At 68.9% G+C, this 14896-nt stretch carries 13 protein-coding genes; 3 read left to right on the forward strand and 10 right to left on the reverse strand.

The genetic code is table 11. The features are described from left to right. The first annotated feature begins 140 nt into the window (after positions 1-140). The gene (locus Q0044_RS08955) at positions 141-1583 is read left to right on the forward strand and encodes a helix-turn-helix domain-containing protein (protein ID WP_298161563.1); all 1443 of its coding nucleotides are present in this window, start codon (positions 141-143) and stop codon (positions 1581-1583) included. On the opposite strand, the gene Q0044_RS08960 is transcribed toward Q0044_RS08955, so the two are convergent. After that, on the reverse strand, positions 1580-2569 hold the full coding sequence (locus Q0044_RS08960; protein WP_298161564.1) for a helix-turn-helix transcriptional regulator: 990 nt from the start codon (positions 2567-2569) through the stop codon (positions 1580-1582). The genes Q0044_RS08955 and Q0044_RS08960 overlap by 4 nt on opposite strands. Before the next feature lie 90 nt (positions 2570-2659). Here Q0044_RS08960 and Q0044_RS08965 point away from each other — a divergent pair, with 90 nt between their 5' ends. Continuing rightward, the gene (locus Q0044_RS08965) at positions 2660-2890 is read left to right on the forward strand and encodes a hypothetical protein (protein ID WP_298161565.1); all 231 of its coding nucleotides are present in this window, start codon (positions 2660-2662) and stop codon (positions 2888-2890) included. Between the two features lie 132 nt (positions 2891-3022). Here Q0044_RS08965 and Q0044_RS08970 read toward each other — a convergent pair whose 3' ends face one another. Genes Q0044_RS08970 through Q0044_RS08980 form a run of 3 tightly spaced genes read right to left on the reverse strand, consistent with a single transcriptional unit; the run spans position 3023 to position 4998 of the window. Beyond that, complete coding sequence (locus tag Q0044_RS08970) at positions 3023-3442, reverse strand: DUF1801 domain-containing protein (RefSeq protein WP_298161568.1); 420 nt, start codon at positions 3440-3442, stop codon at positions 3023-3025. Then, entirely contained in the window at positions 3442-4560 is a 1119-nt protein-coding gene (locus tag Q0044_RS08975; protein ID WP_298161569.1) for an acyltransferase family protein, read from the reverse strand. The genes Q0044_RS08970 and Q0044_RS08975 overlap by 1 nt, the downstream gene beginning before the upstream one ends. A gap of 15 nt (positions 4561-4575) precedes the next feature. Then, the gene (locus Q0044_RS08980) at positions 4576-4998 is read right to left on the reverse strand and encodes a cupin domain-containing protein (RefSeq protein WP_298161570.1); all 423 of its coding nucleotides are present in this window, start codon (positions 4996-4998) and stop codon (positions 4576-4578) included. A gap of 336 nt (positions 4999-5334) precedes the next feature. Between Q0044_RS08980 and Q0044_RS08985 the strand changes: the two genes are divergently transcribed. Beyond that, entirely contained in the window at positions 5335-6609 is a 1275-nt protein-coding gene (locus Q0044_RS08985; RefSeq protein WP_298161571.1) for a lytic murein transglycosylase, read from the forward strand. A 171-nt stretch (positions 6610-6780) separates the two neighbouring features. Here the strand turns inward: Q0044_RS08985 and Q0044_RS08990 are convergent, their stop codons facing one another. Genes Q0044_RS08990 through Q0044_RS09015 form a run of 6 tightly spaced genes read right to left on the reverse strand, consistent with a single transcriptional unit; the run spans position 6781 to position 14877 of the window. Next, positions 6781-7215: a hypothetical protein gene (locus Q0044_RS08990; RefSeq protein WP_298161572.1), complete on the reverse strand. Its 435-nt coding sequence runs from the start codon at positions 7213-7215 to the stop codon at positions 6781-6783. A 37-nt stretch (positions 7216-7252) separates the two neighbouring features. Continuing rightward, the gene (locus Q0044_RS08995) at positions 7253-10459 is read right to left on the reverse strand and encodes a discoidin domain-containing protein (protein WP_298161574.1); all 3207 of its coding nucleotides are present in this window, start codon (positions 10457-10459) and stop codon (positions 7253-7255) included. A gap of 2 nt (positions 10460-10461) precedes the next feature. Beyond that, the gene (locus Q0044_RS09000) at positions 10462-11277 is read right to left on the reverse strand and encodes a carbohydrate ABC transporter permease (protein WP_298161575.1); all 816 of its coding nucleotides are present in this window, start codon (positions 11275-11277) and stop codon (positions 10462-10464) included. Then, complete coding sequence (locus Q0044_RS09005; RefSeq protein WP_298161576.1) at positions 11274-12164, reverse strand: carbohydrate ABC transporter permease; 891 nt, start codon at positions 12162-12164, stop codon at positions 11274-11276. The genes Q0044_RS09000 and Q0044_RS09005 overlap by 4 nt, the downstream gene beginning before the upstream one ends. Further along, positions 12161-13438 carry a sugar ABC transporter substrate-binding protein gene (locus Q0044_RS09010; RefSeq protein WP_298161577.1) on the reverse strand — a complete coding sequence of 426 codons (1278 nt, stop codon included), beginning with the start codon at positions 13436-13438 and terminating at the stop codon, positions 12161-12163. Before Q0044_RS09010 ends, Q0044_RS09005 begins: the two co-directional genes overlap by 4 nt. Then, complete coding sequence (locus Q0044_RS09015) at positions 13435-14877, reverse strand: glucoamylase family protein (protein WP_298161578.1); 1443 nt, start codon at positions 14875-14877, stop codon at positions 13435-13437. Before Q0044_RS09015 ends, Q0044_RS09010 begins: the two co-directional genes overlap by 4 nt. Positions 14878-14896: the final 19 nt, after the last annotated feature.

Here is a 14896-nt window from a genome sequence, read left to right on the forward strand (position 1 = left end):
CCGGGGCGAACGTCGCCCCGGTTCGGTCAGGACAGAGAACACGCCGCTGTCATTTCTGATACAGCACAGGGCAGGCATATCGTGTCATGTTGTCATATCGTGACTCTTGCATTTGGGTCACGTTGTGACATTCTGCGCCCATGGACGCCTCGACCGATCGCAAACTGTTCCTCGGCGCCCGGCTCAAACGGCTGCGACGCGACCGGGGACTGACCCAGACGGCCATGGCCGGAGACCTCGGCGTCTCGCCCAGCTACCTGAACCACATCGAGCGCAACCAGCGGCCCGTCTCGGCCCAGCTCCTGCTGCGGCTGGCACAGACCTATGACGTCGACCTGCGTCAGCTGGGCCAGTCGGGCACGGCCGGTGAGGCGGAACTGTCGGAGATCCTGTCCGACCCCCTGTTCCAGGGGCTGGACGTCCCGCGCCACGAACTTTTGCAGCTGGCCGACGAGGCGCCGGGCGCCGCCGAGGCCCTGCTTCGCCTCTATCGCGCCTTCGCGGAGCAGCGCGACCGGTCCCGCGCCGCCCTGATCGACGGCGGCGAGACGGGGAGCGGTCCCTCCCCCGCCGACTGGGTCCGCGACCATATCCAGTCCCGCGCCAACCATTTCCCGGAGCTGGACGCCCTCGGCGAGGCCCTGCATGCCGCCCTCGACCCCAACCAGACCGGCGACGGCTTCGAGGCCCTGGCCCGCGCCCGCCTTCAGGCCCGCCACAACCTGTCGGTCCGGGTCATGCCGGCCGAGGTCATGGTCGAATGGACCCGCCGTTTCGACCCGCATCGCCGACGCCTGCTGCTGTCCGAAACGCTGGACCCGTCATCGCGCGGCTTCGCTATCGCCTACCAGCTGGCTCTGTCCGAGCACGAGGCCGAGCTGACGGCGCTCGCCGACATCGCCCGCCCTCAGGACGAGACGACGCGCGCCCTGCTCAAGGTGTCCCTGACCAACACCCTCGCCGCCGCCATCCTCATGCCCTACGCCGCCTTCCAGCGGACGGCAGAGCAGACCGGCTATGACATCGCCCGGCTCCAGACGCGGTTTTCCGTCTCGTTCGAACAGGTCGCCCACCGCCTGACGACCCTGTCGCGCCCGACGGCGCGCGGCGTGCCCTTCTTCCTGATGCGGGTGGATCAGGCGGGCAATGTGTCGAAACGCTATGCCTCGGGCGCCTTCCCCTTCGCCCGCTTCGGCGGCGCATGCCCCCGCTGGCGGCTGCACTCGGCCTTCCGTACGCCCGGGCGGATCGTCACCCAGATCATCGAGACGCCCTCCCAGAACAACGAGCCCGGCCGGCGCTGGTTCACCCTGGCCCGCACCGTCGATCGCCAGGGACACGACGGCTACGGCGAGCCCCACGACCTCGCCATCGGTCTGGGCTGCGAGCTCAAGGACGCCCATCGGCTGGTCTATGGGCGCGGTCTCGATCTGACCGCGCCCGAGGTCACCCCGATCGGCCCGGCCTGCCGCCTGTGCCACCGCCACCCCTGCGCCGAACGCGCCGCCCCGCCGGTGGACCGGCCGCTGCGCGTCGACGACTGGTCGAAGTCGGTAAGCCCCTATCCGTTCGCGACGACCTAGCCGGGGGCGGTGTCCAGCGCCCGCTGCGCTGCGGCAATTTCGCCGGCCATCACCGCCCTGAGCCGCTGCGGCGCGCCGATGCTCACCTGCTGGCCCCAGGTGAACAGGTGCCAGGCCAGTTCGCGCATGCCCGAGGCCCGGAAGCGGACGATGACGCCGCCGTCCGGCTGATCCTCCAGCGTCTGGGTCGGGTGCCAGCGCCAGCCCCGCGCCTCGGCCGCGCCTTCGGGCGAGACGCGCAGGACCACGTCCTCGATCTCGTCCTGATAGATGCCGAAGGACTGGCTGGCGAAGACCGACAGGTCGAACTCCGGTGGCGGCGGTGCGAACCCGTCCTGGGCCTCCACGGCGCTCATCCGGTCGAGGCGGAAGGTCTGCACCCGGCCGCTCTCCCGGTCCGCTGCGACCAGATAGTTGGCGCGCCCGAACATGACGCCGCAGGGGGCGACAGACCGCCGGCGCGCCTCCGCCCCCGGCCGCGAATAGGTGAAGGCGAGCGGAGACTGGGCGAGGACGGCGCCCCGGATGGTGGCCAGCATCGCCTCGTCGGCGCTGGGCCTCGGCCCAGCCTGGACCGCGATGGTCTCGGCCCGCACCAGGGCCTCCAGATCGGGGGCCAGACGGTTCAGGGTCGTCGATCGCATCGCCGACTTGAGCTTGCGCTCCAGCCCCTCCAGCGCCGCCGCCCGGCCCGCCTCGCCCGAAGCCCGCAGCCCCTGCGCCGCCTTGGTCAGTTCCAGCAGTTCGGTCGCCGTCGGGGCCTGTTCGAACGCCGACAGTCCGCCCCGGATGCGCCAGCGCTTGGTCGGCGGGTCCGAGACCTCTTCCACCGTGGGGAACAGCAGGATGACGGCGTCGCGCATCCGCTCGGCCGTGCGCCGGCCGACTCCGCTCTCGCGCGCCATCTCGTCCAGCGTCAGCCCTTCGGCCGAGGCCGCCATGCGCCGCGCCAGCTCGATGACCATCACCGCCTTGTCGTGCCGCAAGCGCCCGCCTCCGAAAGGTACGTCCGAAACTGACGCAACACTGTCCTATCTCATCCTCAACAGCAACCGCCTCGAGACCGGAGACACCCCATGGCCCGCGCTTTCGCTCCCCAGACGCAGATCAACGCCAGCCGCTACCTGATCGTCCCGTGCGAGGCCGACGGCTGCGGCGACCTGGCCGTGATCTGGGACCGGCTGGAGGAACAGGTGGTCGATGTGATCGACGCCCGCGCCAGCGCCCGCTACTCGGACGAGGACGCCCTGTGGGACGAGGCCCGCGCCGCCGACGCACACTGCGACGACTTCCGCATGGCGGCCTAGAGCCTGATCGGCTGAGGAGGAATCGCTTCGCGATTCCGCTGATGCCGTGAATCAGGCTCCAGACTAAAGCGAGAGCATGATTCACGCTTCATGCCGGACCCGCGAAGCGGGTCCACCAGAAACGATCATGCTCTAGGCCGGGTAGCGCGCCTTCAGGGTCGCCACCGAGACCCTCGCCATCTCGCGCAAGACGCTTTCGTCCACATCGGACAGGCGATTCAAATAAATGCAGCCCTTGCCCGTCTTGTGCTTTCCCAGGCGGGCCAGCATGTCCGCCCGGGTCGGCTCATCGGCGGCCATGTAGAGCACGAGGTTCGCTTTCCGGGGCGAGAAGGCGACCAGACTGGCGTCGCCTTCGTGGCCGCTCTCATACCGGTAGCGATAGTGGCCGAAGCCGATGATCGACGAGCCCCACAGGGTGGCGGTCTCGCCCGTCTCCGACTCGATCAGCGCGACCAGGGCCCGGGCGTCCTCGCGTCGCTTCGGGTCCTCCACCGAGGCGATGAAGGCCTCGACCGATACGGCTGTCGGTTTCGTCTTCTGCCCAGCCATCATCCCGCTCCCTGTTTCTGCACGGCGGTCCAGCGATCGATCTGTTTCTGTGCCGGCCGCTCGACCAGACGATGCGCGGCCACGGCGACAATGACGATAAGGCCGAACATGCCGACGGCGAACAGATCATTGATCCAGATCGAGCCGAAGTCGATCCTTCGCCCGCCGGGCATCCAGTCCAGTTTGCGGGCGATGATCATCATCACCGTCAGCAGGAACATGTGCACCATGTAGATCGCGAACGACCACCGCCCCAGGGTCACCAGGGCCGGGTGATCCAGCCCCTTCGACAGGGCCCCGTCCTCGCCCGCGAACACCCAGACCACGCCGATGAACAGCAGCGTCACCGCGACCGTGACCGGCCCCTCGGCCCAGCCGATGAAGGCGCAGATGGCCACGACGGTCGCGACCTCAAGGGCGGTCGCCGCCCGGCCCTTCAGTCTGGGGATCCTCATCCAGACCCCTTGCAGCAGGCAGCCCAGGAAGAAGCCGTAGACCGCCCTCGGGACGGCGAAATCATAGGTCGTGTTCATCCAGCGCCGGGCGAACATCAGGACCATGATCCCGCCGATCACCGCCAGCACGGCGCCGATCCAGCGGAACCGTTTCGGCGCAGCCAGCACCAATCCGGCGAAGATCAGATAGCAGGCCACTTCGGCGCTCAGCGTCCAGGACGGGCCGTTCCAGGTCAGGGACGGCAGGATGTGCCAGGCCTGGACCAGCAGGAGGTTGGCGAAGATCGCCTCGACCGACCGGTCGCGCGTGAACGGCGTGGCGAAGTCGATGTGGAACCACAGCCGGGCCAGCTCCAGTCCGATGAAGGCGCCCAGCATCAGGACATGCAGCGGCCACACCCGCCCCAGCCGGCGCACCATGAACCGTCCGGCATCGCCCGCCGTCTTCAGCCGGGTCGCATAGGCGTGGGCGATGACGAAGCCCGAGAGCACGAAGAAATAGTCGACGAACAGATAGCCGTGCTGGACCAGGCCCCAGTCGCGCCAGTGGCTGGCGACGGGCATGTGGAACATGACCACCAGGACGGCGCAGATCCCCCGCAGGGAATCGAGGGCCTCGAAACGGCGGGGTGCGGCTGACGTGGAGGGGGCGATAGGGGTCACGGCTGCGTGATACAGTCAGACGCCCGGCGGCGACCAGCCCTCCGGCGCCATCTCGAACCCGGCGAAGTCGAATCCCGGCGCGACGGTGCAGCCCACCAGGGTCCAGGCCCCGAGACTGCGGGCCGCCTGCCAGGCTCCGGTCGGGACTAGGCCCTGCGGCCGCTCTCCGGCCATCAGGTCAGGCCCCAGCATGACCGTCTGCTCGACCGGGTCGGCGATCCGCAACTCCAGAGGCGCGCCCGCGTGCCAGTGCCAGATCTCCGCCGCATCGACGCGGTGCCAGCGCGAGCTCTCGCCCTCGGCCAGCAGGAAATAGATGGCCGTGCCCACGGACCGGCCGTCGACCTCGCGAGGATCCCGGAAGGTCTCGCGATAGTGGCCGCCCTCCGGATGGGGCTTCAGGTCCAGCAGGGCGATGATGTCGGCAGCGGTGGGCATGCGGGAACGCTACCCGCTTCGACTGTCAAATGTGAGGGGTTCCCGCGTTCAGGCAGCGAGCGACCGCGCCGGGAGCGTTAGCGCACGTGAGGAGAGTGCTTGGAGGCCTGGCCTCCGAGTTGAACGGAGGGTCTACGGGTTTGCACACCCGTTGCGTCGCCCCTCCGCCACCAGGCCGTGTCCGAGAGCGGGGACAGAATGTCGCAGATGTCCTAAGATGATGGAATCGAACACGGTTGAGATGGTGTTCATCCTTTCGCCGCAACGGACCGCCATACTCGCGCGCTGTTTGCAGGCTCTTGATCCGGTCGGATCAATTCGGGAAACCCTCGGCTCATGCGTTTCGACTACCGCCTCGCCCTGATCGCCTGCGTTTCGGCCTGCGCGCCGATGCTGCCGCCGCCGCCCGTGAGTGCGACCGGCTGGACGACCCCCGGCCTCCCGGAACCCGAACGCCCGCAGCCCACGCCGACGCCGGCGGCCCCGCCGCAGGTCGACGCCGCCGGGTTCGAGGGCTGGAAACAGGGTTTCCTGTCGCGGAAGGGCGGCGAGCGGCGGGCGCTCTACGAGCAACAGCTGGCCGATCTGACGCCCGACCCCGACGTCATTCGCCTGGACGGCAGCCAGCCCGAATTCAGCCGTCCGGCCGGCGCCTATATCTCCAACGCCGCCTCGGCCGTCCGGATCGCCGAGGCGCGGCGTCGTATCGACGCTGTGCCGTGGGGCGTGCCCCAGCGTTTCGGCGTGCCTGCGGAGATCCTGGTCTCCATCTGGGGTAATGAGTCCAGCTTCGGCCAGGTCCAGGGCGACAAGGACGTCATCCGCTCCCTGGCCACCCTCGCCTTCGACGGACGCCGCCGCGACTGGGCCGAGGACCAGCTGAAGAATGCCCTCGACATCGTGGTCGACGGCCGCCGCGAGCGGTCGGGCCTGCTGGGCAGCTGGGCCGGGGCCATGGGCCAGACCCAGTTCATGCCCGACAACTATCTTCGTCTCGGCGTCGATCAGAACAGTGACGGCCATGTCGACATCTGGGGTTCGGACGCAGACGCCCTCGCCTCCGCCGCCAACCTGCTGGCCGAGGCCGGCTGGAAGCGGGGTCAGGCCTGGGGCTACGAAATCACCCTGCCGGCCGGGTTCGACTATGCCCTGGCCGAGGCCGACGGCCGTCCGTGGAGCTTCTGGGCCCAGCGCGGCGTCGCGATCGCCCGTGGCGGCGCGCCGTCCGCCGACGAGGCGGCCGAAAACGGCGTCATCCTGCTGCCCCAAGGCGCGCGCGGCCCGGCCTTCCTGGCCCTGCCGAACCACTATGTGATCCGGCGCTACAACAACTCGGTCAGCTATGCCCTGGCCATCGGACTGACGGCCGACGGCATCGCCGGGCGTCCCGGTCTGGTGGGGACATGGCCCGATGACGGTCCGATCTCACGGGAGCAGCGCTTCGGGGCCCAGACCGCCCTCGCGCGCGCCGGATACGACCCCGGGGCCATCGACGGCGTGGTCGGCTCCGGCACCCGCCGGGCCCTCAAACAATGGCAGATCGCCCACGGCCGCATCCCCGACGGCTACCTGACGGCAGCCCTGGCCGATGAGTTGATGCGGGGCATGTGAACAGGCCCTTCTCCCCTTGCGGGAGAAGGTGGCCGAGCGAAGCGAGGTCGGATGAGGGGTCGCGCTGACCTTGGATGTCAGCCCTGCCAGCCCTCACTTCATCCGACTGCGTGACCCCTCATCCGTCAGCCTTCGGCTGCCACCTTCTCCCGCAAGGGGAGAAGGAATCCATCACCGCTTCCTGAATCGCGCAGCCTCGGCGGCCAGGCCCGAGCCCCAGTCGCTCTTCTCCTCGGCCGGTTCCGGCACGAAGGCCGCTTCGGGCAGCGCGCCCGCGACGCCCCGCATGGCCAGGGCCAGAGGTTCGGCCATCACCGCCAGCATGCGCAGCGGTTTGCGCTTCGCGTCGCGCACGTCCCAGCCTTCCGCCTCGAACAGATCCGCCTGATCCTGAGGCGACAGCCGCTCGATCCCGTCCCAGTCGTCGGGACGCGGGGCGTCCTCGGCCTGTTCGGCGGTCAGGCCAAAGACGGCGACCAGCACCTCGTCCACCTCGGGAAACTCGTCGCGGCGCGACGGGTCGGCATAGCCGGGCTTCATCAGCGCCTTCGCTTCAAGGTCGGCGACGCCGGGCAGGTCGAAAAGGCGGCGGAGAGTCTGGGTCATGCGTCCGCTCTATCCCCTCCTCTGCGCCTCGAAAAGGTCAGCGCAGTTCGACCCGCCGTGCGCCGGTCGGGATCACCAGTTCGCGGCCCTTCCACTCGCCCGCGCGCCCGTCGATGCGGATGCGCGCCGGCAGGTCCTGCCCCTCCGGCCATTGCAGAACGAACCCGCCCGGCGGGGTTACGCCCGGCGACAGCGTCAGGGTGGTCAGGCCTGCCCGGCGACGCAGGGCGTAGGTCAATGGTCCGTAGGGCGTACGGATCTCGCGGACACCGACACCGGTCGCGCTGTCGATCCAGCTCATCGGCAGGCCGGCAGCGAGCACGAGCGCGTGGTCCGCGTCGCGGTCGTACACGAACAGGTCCAGGGCCGAGCGGATATAGTCCGAGCTGATCCAGGCGTGCGGCATGTCGCCGATGAAGCGCGGCTCGCGCAGGTCCCGCCCCACCACCTCGGCCCAGCCGTTCCAGGCCCGGGGCCGGCGGTCGGCGAAGAAGAAGTCCAGGGCCTGCATCGCCCGCTCGCGCTGGCCCAGCCTGACGAAGGCCCCGACAGTCCGAAGCTCATAGGGGGTGTAGTCGCGCCAGACCGTCCGGTTGGCCTGACGCGCGGTGAAGTTCTCCCAGTATTTCTCGAAGGTCCGGATCAGCAGACCCTGCGGGAGCTCGTCCTGAAGGCCGCCCGGCGACAGGCCGATGGTCGTGGACGTGGCGTCGAAATCGCCCCGGTCGGCGGCGCCGGCGATCCAGTCGATGCGGTGGTGGATGGCCGTGCCGGTGATGGACGCCGTGACGTCCGCCGAGAACTCCGAGCGCGCCGCCGCGAACCGTTCGGCGGCCTCGGTCTCACCCAGAGCCTCCGCGATCTCGATGGCGTCTCGATAGCCGAGCAGGCCCCAGAAATCGTCCCAGTAGGACCAGGCCGCGCGGTCTGAATAGCCCTCGTGGCTGATCGACGGCGGCAGCAGGCCGTAGAAATGACGGGTCGCCGGCGTACGGTTCGCTTCGGTGCGGGTCGAGGCGCGCAGCGTGTCCATATAGCCGATGGCGGCCTGGACCTGGGGCCAGACGGCGCGCAACTGGGTCAGGTCGCCCGTGTAGCGCCAGGTCTCGGCCGCCAGGAAGACGAACTCCCCGTGGCTGTCGTTCTCCGGCACCGGATCGGCCCCCCGGCTGTCGACGCAGCACGGCACCTTGCCGTTTTCGAAGACATAGGGGGCATACCAGCGCAGATAGTCCTGGCTGAGAGCAGCATGACCGAGCCGGTTCAGCCCCTCGGCCATCATCGCTCCGTCGCGGATCCACGAGCGGTTGTAGCTGCGGGTGCCGGGCTGGAGCGCCGGCCCCTGACGCGACATCAGCATATGGGCGAGAGAGCTCTTCATGGTCGCCTCGATCCGCGCCCCCTCCGGCGGCGTGATCAGGTCGAACCGGTCCAGTTTTTCGCGCCAGCCGGCGGCGACACGGGTCTGGATCAGATCGAGCGCCGCCTCGACGGAGGCCGTCGCCGGGAGAGCCGGTCGCGGCCCGTCGAGCGACGAAACCCAGCCGAAGGTGCGCGTCTCGCCCGGTCGCAGGGTGACGGTGTAGAGCATCGCGCCCGACATCAGACCGGTCGCATCGGCGGTCCGGGCGCCGTCGCGAACGCCCTCGCCGGTCCGCGCGATCAGGCTCTGCGGATCGGCTCCGGCCTCGAAGGTCGCGGTGCGCACCGCATCGGGCGCGGCCAGGGGATGCACCCGAACGACGTCATCCAGCACCAGCTCCCCTTGATGCCATTGCATCTGGCGAACCGGCGCCGCCCCGCCCGATACGGCCAGGAACTGTTCCGGCCCGTTGACCTGCATCGGTCGTGCCGCCAGCGCCAGGGTCAGGGTCCGCTCAAGGGCCGAGGTGTTGGTCAGGTCGTAGCGGCCGTACAGCGCTGCGGCGTCGGGCGATCCTTCGGCCATGGCCGTGATCTTCAGCGTCCAGTCGTCATGCGCCCAGGTCACGGTCGGGATCGGCAGGTCGTCGTCGACCAGGGCCTGTTCGATCCGCGCATCGGCCCAGGTCACCAGCCGGCCGTTGTCCAGAACGAAGGGTTCGATCGACGGCCCGCCACGCTTCAGCTCGATGGCGCCGTCCTCGGAGATCAGGCCGCTCTCGCCGCCGCCGTCCACGCCGACCAGGGTCCAGTAGGGCTGTTCGCCCCGGAAGCCGCGCGGGTAGAGGCCGCGTCGGCTCTGACCCGCGACGGCGGTCAGGAAGGCGGTCTCGTCCTCGCCGAACGCCAGAGGTTCGATGCGCAGATCGGCCAGCGAATAGGCCGTCGCCGCCGCGCCGGTCGTGCCGAACCCGGCGCCCATCTGGCCGGAGCCCGGCGCAGTCTGGGGCGTCATCAGGTCCAGCCGCAACCAGCGGGCCGAGGCCTCGGGCGTCCGGATCCAGTCCGTTCCGCCGTCGCCCTGACGCACGCGGGCGATCTCACGCCACTGTCGGCGGTCGGCTGAGGCCATGACCCGATAGGCGGACGCCGCCTTGCCGTCGGCCCAGCGCAGGGTCAGGCCGCCGAACTCGCGCTCGTAGCCGAGATCCAGCGTCAGGCTCTGCTCACCCGCTCCGAGGGTCGTCCATGCGCTGAGCGGATTGTCATCCACGCTCAGGGAGGCGATCGCGTTTCCGTCTTCACTCATCGCCGCGGCGACCGGTCGCGGCGGAACCGACGGCTCAGGCGGCAGGGTCCGCAGGGTCAGGTCGTCGATCTCGATGAAGCCCCTGCCCCCCTCTCCGGCCGTGACCACGAACTCGACCCGCTCGGCGCCCCGGAAGGTCCGGTCCGCGCGGGGGCCCCAGGCCCAGCCGATCTGACGCTTCTTGATCGTGAACAGGGTCCAGCCGTCGGGGAAGTCGTAGCGGGCGGTGCGGCTCCAGTGGACGTTTTCGCCCGAGGCGTCGGTGAACTTGACCTCGAAGGTGTTGGTCGGGCCCGCGCCCCGGACCCGGAAGCTGACTTCGTAGTTTTCCGGCGCCTCGAACGGCAGGTCGCGGGCCGCGAAGGCGTAGCCGGACCGGCCGTTGAAATCATAGTCCAGGCGCAGGGCCTCGCCACGATGGCCGGTCACGCTGGACAGGGTCGAGGTCACATCGGTCGAGGCATCGGCGGTCCAGGGGGCCAGGTCCTCGAACGCATCCAGCGTCCGTGACGACTGGGCGTGCGCGGGGGCGGCGAACAGCAAGGCGGCAACCAGCCCGAGGACCCAACGCATACTCAACCCTTTACGCTGCCCGCCAGCATGCCGCGGATATAGAACCGCTGCAGCGCGAGGAAGAGGACCAGTACGGGCGCCACCGTGATCACGGCGCCCGCCATCATCAGTTCGACGTCCTGGACATGTTCGCGCGACAGGGCCGCCAGCGCGACCGGCAGCGTATAGTTCGACTGGTCGGTCAGGATGATGAGCGGCCACAGGAAGTCGTTCCAGCTGCCCAGGAAGACGAACAGGCCGAGGGTCACGAGGATTGGAGTCAGGGTCGGCAGGACGATGCGGCGGAAGATCTGGCCCTCGGTCGCGCCGTCGACGCGCGCGGCCTCCAGCATCTCGTCGGGGATGGAAAGCGCATACTGGCGCACCAGGAACAGGCCGAAGATCGACGCCAGCCACGGCACAAGGGCCCCGGCATAGGTGTTCACCAGCCCCATGGACTTCAGCATCAGGAACAGCGGCAGGGTGCCGATCTGGGCCGGAATGACGAGGGCGCCGATCAGCAGCTGGAACAGTCGGTCCCGCCCCTTGAAGGCCAGTTTGGCGAAGGCGTAGCCGGCGGGAACGGTGAAGCCCAGCGCCAGGCCTGTTGCCAGGGTCGCCAGGGCGAAACTGTTCCACATATAGCGGCCCATGCCCTGGTTCACGAACAGGTCGCGGTAGTGCTCCAGCGTCGGTGTCCGGGGCAGAAGCGGCGGCGGGAAGACGGCGGCCTCGCCCGTCTGCATGAAACTGACCGACAGCATCCACAGCAGGGGGAACAGGACGATCAGCCCGATCAGGGCCACGCCGAGGTTCAACAGCAGGGTCCGGGGCTTCACGTGTGATCTCCGCCCAGCCGCCGCGACACGGCCAGCTGCACCATGGTCACCGCGAAGATGCACAGGAACAGGATGAAGGCGACGGCCGAGGCGGACCCGAGGTTCCACCATTTGAAGCCCTCTTCGTACATGAAGTAGAGCACCGTCACGGTCGACTGCGCCGGGCCACCTTGCGTCATCACATAGGGCTCGGCGAACAGCTGGAAGAAGCCGGCGACCGAGATGATCGACACCAGCAGCAGGGTCGGGGCGATGGCCGGCAGGGTCACATTGGTGAACCGCGCCCATGGCCCGGCGCCGTCGATCCGCGCGGCCTCATAGAGGTCGTCCGGCACGGTCTGGAGGACCGCGAGGAAGATCAGCATGTTGTAGCCGAAGATCTTCCACACCACGAAGATCAGGATGGCCGGGATCGAGGTGTCGGGACTGCCCAGCCAGTCGACGGCGGGCAGGCCGATCGACGTCAGGGCCCAGTTGATGACGCCGTAGCGGGTGTGCAGCAGATAGTTCCACAGCACCGCCGTGGCCACGAGCGTGGTCACGTAAGGCGCAAAGAACATGACCCGCCAGACCGGCCGCCATTTGATGGTCCGGGCGTTCAGGATCACGGCCGCCGCGAGCGAGGCGATGATCGACAGGGGCACGCCGAGCACGCTGAACCACAGGGTGTTCTTCATCGCCTGCCAGAACAGCGGATTGGTCAGCAGCCGCTCATAGTTCTGCAGGCCCACGAACCGCATGTTGCCGAGGTCGGCCAGGGCATAGATGTCGAAGTCGGTCAGGCTGAGCAGCAGCGACGACACGACCGGAATGACGAAGAAGATCGCGATGGCGATCAGCGCAAGGGCGACGAAGCCCCATGCGGCGCGTTCCCGGCGAGAGATCATGCCGCCCGCCCCTGTTCGATCATCCAGCGGCGCTTCTCGAGCAGGCGGTCGGCGCGGCGGTCGATCTCGGCGCCGGCCTGCTGCACGGAGAACTCGCCGCGCACCATCCGCTCCGCCACGACCTGCATCTCGGTCACGATCCGCTCCCACTCGGGAACCTTGGGCACGGCCTTCGCGCGCGCCAACTGACCGTTGAAGGCGGTGACATAGGGGTCGGACGCCACCTTCGGCGCGGCCCAGGCGGAGCGACGCGCGGGCAGGTCGCCGGAGATGACGTTGAACCGGGCCTGCACCGCCGGATCGGACAGGTAGCGGACCAGCTTCCAGGCCGCCTCCTGACGGGGGGAAGAGCGGAAGACGGCCAGGGACGACCCGCCGGGGGCCGAGGCGCCGGGACCGGTCGGACCGGGCACGCCGGCCGTCGTCCAGTGCGGCTGAACCTCCGGCGGCAACCGGGTCTTCATGTCGCCGATGGTCCAGGGGCCCGAGAAGTAGAAGGCGAAATAACCCCTGGCGAACTCGTTCCAGACGTTGCTGATCTGGGCCGCCGAGGCCAGGGGGGCGAGGCCCTCGTCGAACAGGCTCTTGTAGAAGGCGAGCGCCGCCTGGAAGGACTCGCTGGAGAAGTTGCCGCGCGTGTCCTGGTCACGAAGCAAGGGTTGATCGCCCTGCAGACCGAAGGTCAGCAGTTGCTCGAACTCATTGACCGGCAACAGGATTGCGAAGTTGCCGTCGCCGGACACGCGCTTGACCGCATGCATCGCCCGCTTCCACTCCGCCCAGTCGGTCGGCATGGCGTCGAAGCCCGCACGGGCCAGAATATCGGTGCGCAGGAAGATCAGCCGCGTGTCGACATACCAGGGCGTGGCCATGGCGCGACCGGCGATCGCATTGGTCTCCAGCACAGCAGGAAACTGATCGGTCAGAAGGTCCGCGGCCGCCTCCGGCGTCGGCGACAGGGCCCCGATAGCCGCCAGTTCCGCGACCCAGGTGTTGCCGATCTGGCTGACGTCGGGCAGCGAGGCGCCGGCATAGGCGGTCAGCAGCTTCTGGTGCGCGGCCGACCAGGGCTGGGGCTGGACCACGACCCTGATGCCCGGATTGGCCGCCTCGAACGCGGGCAGGATATCGGGCACATGGGTCCCCTCATTGCCCATGGCCCAGAAGGTCAATCGGGTGATCCCGTCCTCGCGGCCGCACCCCGCCAGGCCGCCGGAAAGGGCAAGACCGCCCGCCCCCGCCATCAGTCCCAGCGCGGACCGGCGATGGATCATGCGTCCAGCCAGCCGCCGGTGAACCCGGCCCGTTGCAGTCCGCGCTTCAGGTTCGGTTCGCCGTGCATGTGACGCCAGACCAGTTCGGAGCGGCCGTTCTCGATCATGACCACGATCGGTCCCTGGTCGATGCCGAGGTAGTCGCCGTTGACCCAGCCGAGGCCCGGCACGATCCGGCCGTGCTGCAACCGCCCTTCCCGCTCCGTCAGGGTCGGGTTGAACGAGTCGAGGAAGCCCCATTCGGTATAGATGCCAGACCCGTAGCGGGTCTTCATCGCCTTCAGGGCGGCGGTCACCTCGGTCGGGGCGAAGGGGTAGCTGGCCATGGCCGCCGTCGGCGCGATCGTGCCGTCGTCCCGGTCGCCCGGGCCGCGCGCCGAATAGGAGAAGAACTCCCGCTCGCGCGCGTCGATGACCTGTTTGAAGTCGCCCGGCCCGTCGCAGGCCGTCAGCCCCCAGACGTCGGCCGAATAGCCGTCCCATCCGCCGGGATTGTCGACGGCGTATCTGCGCTGGGCGTGGACGGCGCGGCGGCTGTTCTCGAAATAGTCGAGCGACTGCTCGGTCATCATCGACTGGCCCCGCATCCAGGCGTCGCGGATGCCGCGGAAGTCGATGAACATGTGGCTGTACTGGTGGCCGAAGATCGGCGCGAACTGCAGATGCCAGTCGCCCCAGCGGTCGGTCCAGCTCTGCTCATAGGCATGGACCCACTCGTCCCAGACGCCGGTCGGAACCGGGTGGGTCGGACTGCCGATCGCCAGCAGCAGGACCAGCATCCCCTCGTTGTAGACCCACCAGTCGTGCGGGATGTGGCCCGTCTCCGGATGCCAGCCCATCGAGATGCGGTTGGGCCGCACCACGGCCCAGTCCCATTCCACGCGGTCGTAGATGGCCTGGGCCAGACGACGGATCTCTGCCTCGTCGGCATGGCGGCCGTCGAAATACTGCGCGGCGAACAACATGCCGCCCAGCAGCAGGGTCGTATCCACGGTCGACAGTTCGCAGCGCGCGTAGCGGTGGCCGGTCTCCATCTCGAGGAAATGATAGAAGAAGCCCTTGTAGCCGCTGACGCCGCTGGCCTCCGGCCCCTGCGGCAGGGCGGCGAAGTAGCGCAGGGTGATCAGGGTCCGCTCGCGCGCCTCGGCCCGGGTCATCCACCCGCGCTGCACCCCCACCGGCCAGCAGGCCAGGGCGAAGCCCACGGCCGCGACCGAACAGAAGGACTCGGTCGGCCATCGGTCCGGCGTCAGGCCGGTCTCACGGTCGGTGACATGGACGAACCAGTCGAAGGTCCGGCGCTGAAGCTCATCGATCTCCGGATCGACAGGATTGACGCCTGACCGCACCCCTCTCCGGTCCTGACCCAGGGCCGGCGATGCGGCGGCGGCCACCAGACCGGCCAGGGTCGAACCCATCAAGAAGCGACGACGATCCATGGGTACACCTCTTACGCGG

Source organism: Brevundimonas sp. (genome assembly GCF_027484365.1).
In the GTDB taxonomy this organism is placed as follows: Bacteria; Pseudomonadota; Alphaproteobacteria; order Caulobacterales; family Caulobacteraceae; genus Brevundimonas.

Excerpts from the sequence above, each read along its gene's own strand:
- Q0044_RS08955 (WP_298161563.1), top strand. The coding sequence starts at position 141 with ATGGACGCCTCGACCGATCGCAAACTGTTCCTCGGCGCCCGGCTCAAA.
- Q0044_RS08965 (WP_298161565.1), top strand. The coding sequence starts at position 2,660 with ATGGCCCGCGCTTTCGCTCCCCAGACGCAGATCAACGCCAGCCGCTAC.
- Q0044_RS08970 (WP_298161568.1), bottom strand. The coding sequence starts at position 3,442 with ATGGCTGGGCAGAAGACGAAACCGACAGCCGTATCGGTCGAGGCCTTC.
- Q0044_RS08980 (WP_298161570.1), bottom strand. The coding sequence starts at position 4,998 with ATGCCCACCGCTGCCGACATCATCGCCCTGCTGGACCTGAAGCCCCAT.
- Q0044_RS08985 (WP_298161571.1), top strand. The coding sequence starts at position 5,335 with ATGCGTTTCGACTACCGCCTCGCCCTGATCGCCTGCGTTTCGGCCTGC.
- Q0044_RS08990 (WP_298161572.1), bottom strand. The coding sequence starts at position 7,215 with ATGACCCAGACTCTCCGCCGCCTTTTCGACCTGCCCGGCGTCGCCGAC.
- Q0044_RS08995 (WP_298161574.1), bottom strand. The coding sequence starts at position 10,459 with ATGCGTTGGGTCCTCGGGCTGGTTGCCGCCTTGCTGTTCGCCGCCCCC.
- Q0044_RS09005 (WP_298161576.1), bottom strand. The coding sequence starts at position 12,164 with ATGATCTCTCGCCGGGAACGCGCCGCATGGGGCTTCGTCGCCCTTGCG.
- Q0044_RS09010 (WP_298161577.1), bottom strand. The coding sequence starts at position 13,438 with ATGATCCATCGCCGGTCCGCGCTGGGACTGATGGCGGGGGCGGGCGGT.
- Q0044_RS09015 (WP_298161578.1), bottom strand. The coding sequence starts at position 14,877 with ATGGATCGTCGTCGCTTCTTGATGGGTTCGACCCTGGCCGGTCTGGTG.